The organism is Daejeonella sp., assembly GCF_046590655.1.
In the GTDB taxonomy this organism is placed as follows: Bacteria; Bacteroidota; Bacteroidia; order Sphingobacteriales; family Sphingobacteriaceae; genus Daejeonella.
Map to the genome: position 1 here is coordinate 1 of NZ_JBKJUM010000159.1, position 8964 is coordinate 8964.

Sequence of the window (8964 nt, forward strand, 5' to 3'; positions counted from 1 at the left end):
TTCAGGCGGTACAGCTGTAACAGTTATCACAGCCACCAATACGTCATGGACGGGTGGAAACTCAACTAATAAATTCAACATTTCTTACTTAATCGGTGCGGGTGGTACATATGCTGGTAAAGCGACCGGATTGAATGTTATCCCGGTAGTTTATACTGTAACGCAGCAATAAGAATTTTAATTAATAGTGCTCTCCAATTATGAAAGTCCCGTTAAATGGGACTTTTTTTTTGCCTCTAATTTCTAATTCTGTAAGGTATCCGCTTTCAATAACTAAAGTACTACCGCAATTTTTATCCAATTGTGCATCTCCATAAATTCACAGCAGAATTGGCAGGTATGTTGCTATATTGAAATCAAAAACAATATGCATATAAGCTTTCACGGTGCTGCCCGTAATGTAACCGGCAGCAAACACTTAATCACTCTAGAAAACGGAACAAAGATATTACTTGATTGTGGGATGTTCCAGGGTATGGGGGACGAAACTGACGAGCTAAATGAACATTTCGGATTTAACCCTGCGGAGATAAACTATCTTATTTTAAGCCATGCCCACATCGATCATAGCGGCCTGATCCCACGTTTGGTTTCTCAGGGTTTTCAGGGCCCCATATTTTGTACTGCGCCTACTATGGGACTCACCCGAATATTACTTATGGACTCGGCAAAAATCCAGGAGCAGGATGCAGAGTATAGCAATAGAAACCGAAGAGGCAGAGGTGAAAAGCCAGCCGTTCCTCTTTACAATGAAGAGGATGCTGTGAAAGCTATCAGGCAGTTTAAAATAGTTGAATACGATACAGACCATAAGATAACAGACAATATAACCGTCAATTTCACAGACGCCGGACATATAATCGGAAGCGCTGCTGTTCACATCAATATCTTAGAGAACGGAAGATCTACAAGAATTTCCTTTAGCGGAGATGTTGGACGTTATGATGACCTCATACTCAAGGCTCCTCAGCGCTTTTCGCAATCAGATTATATATTGCTGGAATCAACGTACGGCGATACACTACACAAAGATGCCGAAGCTGCGGAGGGTGTATTAAAGGATATAATTAACCAGACCTGTGTAATAAGAAAAGGAAAAGTTATTATCCCGGCGTTTAGTGTCGGTCGTACACAGGAACTCCTCTACATGCTGAACGGGCTGGAAGAGAAGGGAATACTCCCCAATGTTAAATACTATGTTGATAGCCCATTATCTGCGAAGGCAACGGCGATTGTAAAGAGCCATTCTGATGAATTAAACAGAGATGTTCAGAAGATTATGGAGACGGATGACGATCCTTTTCATTTTAAAAATCTTACGTATATTCATGATGCTGTACAGTCCAAAGCTTTAAATAATAATCCGGAACCATGCGTTATAATTTCAGCTTCAGGTATGGCCGAGGCTGGAAGGGTTAAACACCACATTCGAAACAATATTGGCAGTGAAAAGAATACAATTCTTATGGTAGGTTATTGCGAGCCAAAATCTCTCGGCGGCAGGTTATTGAGCGGACACAAGATCGTCCATATTTTCGGTGATGAATATGACGTACGCGCAGAAATTAAATCCATACGCTCAATGAGTGCACATGGAGACTATGACGATCTTTTGAGATTTGTTTCCTGCCAGGATCCTGCTCACGTTAAAAAACTTTTTCTTGTTCACGGGGAGTACGATGTACAGCAATCTTTAAGTAAGAGATTGATTGAAAAGGGCTTTATGAATGTTGAAATTCCAGACCGTCACCAGCAAATTGAGTTAAACGCCTAAAATTTTTGTGAGGAAAGTGTAAATTGGCAAACAATTATTTATGTTTAGCATTTAACTCACACCTTGTTTCAATACTTAATTATGAAATATCTTTTTTCTTCAATTTTCCTGTTACTGACAATTTATTGCTCCGCCCAGCCAGCAATCATCAAACATGATCCTTTAATAAAAAACATGGTTGACGAAGTTTCCAGCAAAAATATAGAAGCAAATGTTAGAAAGCTTGTGACTTTTCAAACCCGCCATAGCCTGAGCGATACACTGAGTACCACAACTGGCATAGGTGCCGCGAGGAATTGGATTAGATCAGAAATGGAAAGATATTCAAAGGAATCAGGCGGACGGTTGAAGGCAGAATTTGATGTGTTTACTCAACCGGCTGATGGTCGGAGGATAACATCTCCCGCAATCATGAAGAATGTGTTGGGAATATTACCCGGCACAGATCCTTTGGACGACCGTGTCTTTATTGTTTCAGGACATTATGATTCCAGGGCTACAGATGTTAACGATCCTAAAGTTTTTGCTCCAGGCGCAAATGACGATGCATCCGGAACTTCTGCAGTAATGGAACTGGCAAGAGTGATGAGTAAGCACAGATTTAACTGCACCATAATTTTTGTAGCTATGGTGGCCGAAGAACAGGGCTTGTACGGAGCTGCAAACCTTGCAAAACGTGCTAAAGAATTGAAGTGGAACATTGCCGGGATGATTACAAATGACATTATCGGCAATTCCTATGGTGTAGAAACCGGGCTTAAGGATAATAAAAGTGTACGAATCTTTAGCGAAGGTGTATCTGTAGTGGAAACACCAGCAGAAGCAGCAGTGCGTACAAGTACCGGATCAGAAAATGACGGGCGGGCGAGGCAGTTTGCCAGGTATCTCAAAGAAGTTGGTGAACGTTATGTTGAACAGCTTGATGTTAAACTGATCTATCGCCGAGATCGATATCTGCGCGGGGGTGATCATACCCCATTTTCACAAGCTGGATTTGCCGGTGTACGGGTGACCGAGATGAACGAAAATTTTGACCGCCAGCATCAGACCGTTAGAAAGGAAAATGGCGTCGATTACGGAGATCTTCCTGATTTTGTAGATTATGATTATACGCAGAAGGTAGCGCGAATGAATCTTGCTTCGCTTGCCAATCTTGCCTTATCCCCGCGTGAACCAGAAAATGTTGGGGTTGTTACTACTCAACTGACTAATAAAACTGTCCTTAAATGGGAAAAACCGAAAGGCGAAATACCTGCAGGCTATTATGTTGTTATGAGAGAGACAAGTAGTGCGACTTGGGAAAAGAAGTTTTTTATTACAGGAACAACAGCCAGTTTTAATTATTCAAAAGACAATTATTACTTTGGGGTACAGTCTGTAGATACTGAAGGACACGAGAGTCTTGTAGTTATTCCAAAAGCTGTTAGATAGCTATCTTCCACGGCTTACTTTTATCGAAACCTGATCCAAAACCTTTTGATTGCCAAAAACATTAGGAAAGATCTTTTGTCTCAATAATAAGCTCGTCGCGCATACTATTTTAGGACTGTTTGCACGAAGCTCTTAAAAGTTGGTACCTGTAATTTTACGCTGGCTTTTTCTTTATCTGCTGTCATCTCCTTGTCGAAGTTCATAGCCAATATTCCTATAAGTAAGAATAAGGGAACCAATAACATAATAAATGGCGATACGATGTTTGTAAGCTTTTTCATTTTGGTTTAGTTTGTTTTTTAATGGTAATGAAGCTATCATGAGCATATGCATTATGTTTGATATGTTGCCTGCCTGCGGTAGGCCGGCTCATGATGGTTTCATTGTGATGAGGTTTGTGTTTGATTTAGTGAAACAAAGAAATCACTAATTAAATTGTTTAGAAAAAGTATTAGACGAAGCTGCCTTTTACTCAGACGAACGCTGAATTTACGATTCAAATCAGCACGACGCTTCTTAATGCCAGTTCGCAGATAGAATTTGCCAGTTGGTCGAAACTGAGACCTTTTTAAGGGCTGGAAGTTCTACTTTTAAAAATGAATAAGTCGCGCCAGATACTACTTCATATATTCATTTGGACATTGCTCGTGTTGATGTTTATGTTTTTAGGAAGTGGCGGAAAAAACCCGTCTTACACATCTCTGGTAATCTTCGTTTACTTTGGAATTGTAAATATTGCGGTATTTTACACAAATTACCTGTTGATTCTTCCCACCTTCTTAAATCGTAAGAGATATGTTTGGTGCGCCATCTCGATAATTCTTCTTGTCATCCTTTCGACGTTTATAAAGTGCGGGTTGGCATACTACTTTTACAATATTGTCATGGTCCGTAATGAGGGAAAGTATGTCATGGACTTTTGGCAGTATTTTTCATCAGCTTTTTTTGTAGGCTGTGTTTTTATATTCCTAAGTACGGTTTTGAAGTTCATAATTGACTGGTTTATGAATGAAAAAATTAAGACGAAACTAGAAAACGAAAAGCTCACATCAGAGCTTGCTTTTTTAAAGTCGCAGATCAATCCTCATTTCCTTTTCAACTCTTTGAATAACATATATTCATTAGCGTATCAAAAGTCGGATAAGACCCCGGAAGCGGTTATGAAACTTTCGGAGATCATGCGTTATATGCTTTACGAAAGCAACGAAGCAACTGTAAAACTGGACGACGAAATCAGATACCTGCAAAATTACATCGAACTTCAAAAATTGAGGTTTAAGGACAAAGCTTATATCAAGTTCGAAATTGATGGTGAAACGAACGATAAACGAATAACCCCCTTGATCCTGATTTCGTTTGTTGAAAATGCCTTTAAGCATGGAATAGCTACGGACAAGGATAATCCCATAAAGATTGTTTTGAATGTCAGTTCCAATAAGCTTTTCTTCCAGGTGGTAAATAGGAAAAGCGTTCAAAACAAGGATGAAACGGGTGGAATTGGTTTGCTTAATGTGAAGAGGCGTCTGGATCTTTTATATGATGGGGAATTTCGGCTTCACATTGACGACCACGAATCAATATATAATTGTGAATTATATTTAGATTTATAAAATGATACGCTGCCTCGTTGTTGACGATGAACCTCTTGCGCTTGATATTCTGGAGGATTATATAAGTAAGGTGCCTTTTTTAACACTGGTTAAAACTACAACCAGCGCAATTGAAGGTTTGTCGCTGGTTCAAAGCGATGCAATTGATCTTGTTTTCCTTGATGTCCAGATGCCTGAGCTAACAGGGATTCAATTTTTGAAGATAATTAACGGAAAATGTGATGTAATACTCACTACTGCATATTCCCAATACGCTCTCGACGGTTACGAGCTTGATGTTGTAGACTATTTATTAAAGCCGATTGCGTTCGACCGGTTTTATAAAGCTGCTCAGAAAGTTCTGCAGAATAATGGTAATGGACATGCGATCACTCAAGATCACATTAGCACAACAAGTAGCCGTGATTTCATCTTTGTTAAGACTGAACATAAAATTCAAAAAATTTACCTTGATGATATTCTCTATATCGAAGGGCTGAAAGATTACATTTCAATTTTTACCAAAACGGAAAGAATCATAACTCTTCAAAACATGAAGAAAATGGAGGATTCTCTACCGGCCAAATCATTTATCCGGGTACACAAGTCATACATTGTTGCAATCGGGAAAATTGAAAGTATTGAACGAAGCCGAATCCAGATTGGGGAAAAGATAATTCCAATTGGTGATACGTATCGTGAGTATTTCTTCAAACAGATTGAAGATAAAAATATTGGCTGAAAATAAGAGAGGTTAAGGGTTAGGAGCCTTCAACTACTGCCCGAATTTGATTCTCGACTCTTAAAACCAAGTCTTCGAGCGGACCTCCTTCATTTTCAAGCGGAGCCAGAACAGTCCAGCTTATTTTTTCCCCGAAGCTTAATGGAAAAGATCCATACTGTACAAACTTCCATGAACCCTTAATCGCAACTGGGACTATTAAAGCATCCGGACATCTTTTTAGAATCGTCGCTATTCCCCCTACAGCAAACTGTTTTAGTCTGCCGTCGCGGGAGCGGGTGCCTTCCGGAAATATCACCGCAGACCAATTGTGCTCCTCCATCCTTTCCCCTAATTTCAGGATCTCTGCTACAGCTTGCTTGCTATCTTTACGGTCGATATTCGCCCCGCCGCCATATTTGAGGTTAAATGAAATGCTTGGGATCCCCTTTGTAAGTTCAATTTTAGAAATGAATTTTGGATGATGTTTACGAAGAAACCAGATCAGAGGCGGTATATCGTACATGCTCTGATGATTTGCTACAAATATGACAGGCCGGTTTTCAGGTAATTGTTGAACATTTCTAAAGCTGACCGAGCTTCCCATAATGAAATAGGTGCCCACAAGGAAGAAATTCATCAGGTCAACAGAGCGTTTATGAGCTTCAAGTCCGCCAAATTTTAATGACGCCCACTGAACCGGATGGAAAATGCAGAGGACAAGTCCGAAGAACAGGTAATGGATCGGTGTAAATAAGTAACCTAACAGCTTATTCATGGTTTGCAAATTATTTAAAAAAATCGGCAATTATTACTCCCGCTAGCGCGAGCTTTGCTTTGATTTCCAATTAACAAATGAAAGTAATTCTGGTGAAATACTTAAACTTGCGTATAGGTTAAAAAATAGATTATAACATATTCTAAATTTCTGTGCACTTCTATTTTGCAGAATCTTTTAAATTAAATCTCAGGATCAAATGATGCGTCAGTTGAAATATTAAGAATGTACAAATCTGCGAATCCGAGTGATATCCAGTCATTATCCAGCGAACACCTAAAAGGGAACTTTGCCTTCCAGTTTACGGCCTTAGAATTAATTATTTCTCAGGATGAGATACTTGATAAAAGCATTAATCCTTTACAATGTATTCCTAAATGCTCAAAGAATTTTAAACGAATAACGGCTATGAAACAATATTCAATGATTATTATTTTTATCTCTTTATGTACATTCAGTTGCGATAAAGTGAATAATGCAGTTGAGAGTGGAGCTATAAATGCATGTGGTGTAACTTCTTTTGATCAATTGATCTGGGCCCAAACATTAATATCTGGTAAAGGGCCTTGCGAGTTTATTTATAAAGGTGCAAAAATAACTATGTATGACTACAAAGGAGAAAAAGTGTTCTATTTTGAAAACAATGCATCTTCACTTGGAGTGTGTACCCGGACTGTTTATAATTGTTCAGGGACTACAATAATCTCATTTCTTGCAGAAAGAAGAGTTTGGGATGATTTTGAAACCAATCGACGAAATGAAAAATTACTCTGGGAAAAGATTTAACTGTATGCACAAAAAAAGGGAAACGCGGCGCCTGGCTTGCCACCGGCCCCCAGTTAAGCAATTATCCTATCCCGCCATGCGCACTGTTTATTACCAGTGTGTGGCCACAACAGCTTGCGGTGAGCTGGTATACAGAGGATATGCCAATAACACAGACTGCGGAGGCTATGCCGTCTCCAATTCATTAGTCGCTTATCCCAACCCGGCCAGTACAGAGCTCAATATAAGCAATACGGAAGAAACAGCTATAAAAGACGGTACTCCTAAAGATGGATCTAACCCTGAGTTCCTGGTAAGATTATATAACGAAAAAGGAAATATTCTCCGGTCAGCAAAAAATCCCAAAGGAAGCAAAGGAGTTAAGTTAGACATTACAGATGTTCCAAACGGAACCTATTATTTACACATCATAAAAGGAAAAGAGGTTGTTAGGAAACAGATCATTATACAGCATTAATGATTTCAGCTAAGGAATAAGATTTAAAACTTTCGCTTTTAAAATAGCTGCTACACTAAGGGAGTCAGTAATGTCTCCGTTCATAACCATATCGTAGGCTTCATTAAAAGGCAATTTTTTTATAGTTAGCTGTTCAGTTTCTTCCGGACTCGATTCTCCAAAACTTAAATCCCGGGCCAGATAAATGATGCCTAATTCATCACTTACCGAATTAGACAGGTGCATGTGCTGTATCTCTGACCATGAATTGGCGCTGATTCCGGTTTCTTCCAGCAATTCCCGCTTTGCCGATTCAAGAGGGTCAGTTCCGTGTGCACCTCCTCCTTCCGGAATCTCCCAGCTGTATTGATCTAATGGATAACGGTACTGCCCGACTAGCCAGGTGTTGGCCTCATCATCCAGCGCCAGGATTCCTATGGCTAGATTTTTAAAATGAACGGTTCCGTAAATGCCCTTACCTCCTCCAGGATTAATAACCTGGTGTTCAGTCACACTGATCCACGGGTTTTCATAAATCTTTTCTTCTGAAAGAGTTTTCCAGGGGTTTTTATTCCAGTCGATCATTGCGCAATATTAAGCAAAATATGAAACTGTCTCAAATGGGCGTTTCCGGTTCAATTTGAAGCTAATCTACTGATTTAAGCCGCGTCAAACTGTCAGCCTCGCCGACAGACGAGCGGTTCCAGACATTTTCTACACCGTTTCCAGACCCATGCCACAGCGGTCAACGAGCGATATCTCAGCGGTATATGAGCGGTCAACGAGCGATATATCAGCGATAAGAACTGGTGTTTGAGCGGTATATGAGCGATATATGAGCGGTGAAATTGCCTTTAAGAGAAACTTTAGAAACTTCTTCCCAAAATGTCGATTTTTGTTTTAACAAAAAAGGCCGTCCAGAATAGAATTCGAGACGGCCACTTTTATAAAGATTGCTTAATAAACTAGCTGACCTTGAAAACTTCTTTTACTTTATCTACAAAGTCCAGTTTCTCCCATGTAAATAATTCTACTTCAACAGTCTTTTGCTCGCCGTTAGACCCAGTAAAGCTTTTCGATACTATTTCGTTCTTTCGGCCCATGTGTCCGTAAGCTGCAGTTTCAGAATATATTGGATTACGTAATTTAAGACGTGTTTCAATTCCGTAAGGAGTCATGTCAAAAATTGAAGATATCTTCTGAGCGATTTCTCCGTCGTTAAATCCAAGTTTCGAAGTGCCATAAGTGTCTACAAAAATTCCCATTGGATCTTTTACGCCGATCGCATAAGAAACCTGAACCAGAATTTCTTCACAAACACCAGCCGCAACCAGATTTTTAGCAATATGACGGGTAGCATAGGCTGCTGAACGATCCACTTTGGATGGATCTTTTCCTGAAAATGCACCGCCGCCATGAGCTCCTTTTCCACCGTAGGTGTCAACAATG

Annotated in this window: 10 protein-coding genes; 6 read left to right on the forward strand and 4 right to left on the reverse strand. The window is 39.8% G+C overall.

What is annotated here, in order from left to right; genetic code table 11:
- The first annotated feature begins 367 nt into the window (after nt 1–367).
- On the forward strand, nt 368–1774 hold the full coding sequence (locus ACLL8Z_RS14515; protein ID WP_411275513.1) for an MBL fold metallo-hydrolase RNA specificity domain-containing protein: 1407 nt from the start codon (nt 368–370) through the stop codon (nt 1772–1774).
- Between the two features lie 81 nt (nt 1775–1855).
- Nucleotides 1856–3205: a M20/M25/M40 family metallo-hydrolase gene (locus tag ACLL8Z_RS14520; protein WP_411275514.1), complete on the forward strand. Its 1350-nt coding sequence runs from the start codon at nt 1856–1858 to the stop codon at nt 3203–3205.
- Between the two features lie 104 nt (nt 3206–3309).
- Here the strand turns inward: ACLL8Z_RS14520 and ACLL8Z_RS14525 are convergent, their stop codons facing one another.
- The gene (locus tag ACLL8Z_RS14525; protein ID WP_411275515.1) at nt 3310–3486 is read right to left on the reverse strand and encodes a hypothetical protein; all 177 of its coding nucleotides are present in this window, start codon (nt 3484–3486) and stop codon (nt 3310–3312) included.
- Nucleotides 3487–3801: 315 nt separating this feature from the next.
- Between ACLL8Z_RS14525 and ACLL8Z_RS14530 the strand changes: the two genes are divergently transcribed.
- Nucleotides 3802–4815, forward strand: coding sequence for a sensor histidine kinase (locus ACLL8Z_RS14530; RefSeq protein WP_411275516.1), 1014 nt, complete (start codon nt 3802–3804; stop codon nt 4813–4815).
- 1 nt (nt 4816) lies between these two features.
- Complete coding sequence (locus ACLL8Z_RS14535) at nt 4817–5536, forward strand: LytR/AlgR family response regulator transcription factor (RefSeq protein WP_411275517.1); 720 nt, start codon at nt 4817–4819, stop codon at nt 5534–5536.
- 19 nt (nt 5537–5555) lie between these two features.
- Here ACLL8Z_RS14535 and ACLL8Z_RS14540 read toward each other — a convergent pair whose 3' ends face one another.
- A complete protein-coding gene (locus ACLL8Z_RS14540; RefSeq protein WP_411275518.1) occupies nt 5556–6293 on the reverse strand; it encodes a lysophospholipid acyltransferase family protein in 738 nt (245 codons plus the stop codon).
- Between the two features lie 225 nt (nt 6294–6518).
- Between ACLL8Z_RS14540 and ACLL8Z_RS14545 the strand changes: the two genes are divergently transcribed.
- Nucleotides 6519–7079, forward strand: a complete 561-nt coding sequence (locus tag ACLL8Z_RS14545) for a hypothetical protein (protein WP_411275519.1) — start codon at nt 6519–6521, stop codon at nt 7077–7079.
- 4 nt (nt 7080–7083) lie between these two features.
- A complete protein-coding gene (locus ACLL8Z_RS14550; protein WP_411275520.1) occupies nt 7084–7536 on the forward strand; it encodes a T9SS type A sorting domain-containing protein in 453 nt (150 codons plus the stop codon).
- 9 nt (nt 7537–7545) lie between these two features.
- On the opposite strand, the gene ACLL8Z_RS14555 is transcribed toward ACLL8Z_RS14550, so the two are convergent.
- Nucleotides 7546–8100 carry an NUDIX domain-containing protein gene (locus tag ACLL8Z_RS14555; protein ID WP_411275521.1) on the reverse strand — a complete coding sequence of 185 codons (555 nt, stop codon included), beginning with the start codon at nt 8098–8100 and terminating at the stop codon, nt 7546–7548.
- 380 nt (nt 8101–8480) lie between these two features.
- A partial coding sequence (locus ACLL8Z_RS14560; RefSeq protein ID WP_411275522.1) for a methionine adenosyltransferase domain-containing protein occupies nt 8481–8964 on the reverse strand: 484 nt, incomplete at its 5' end.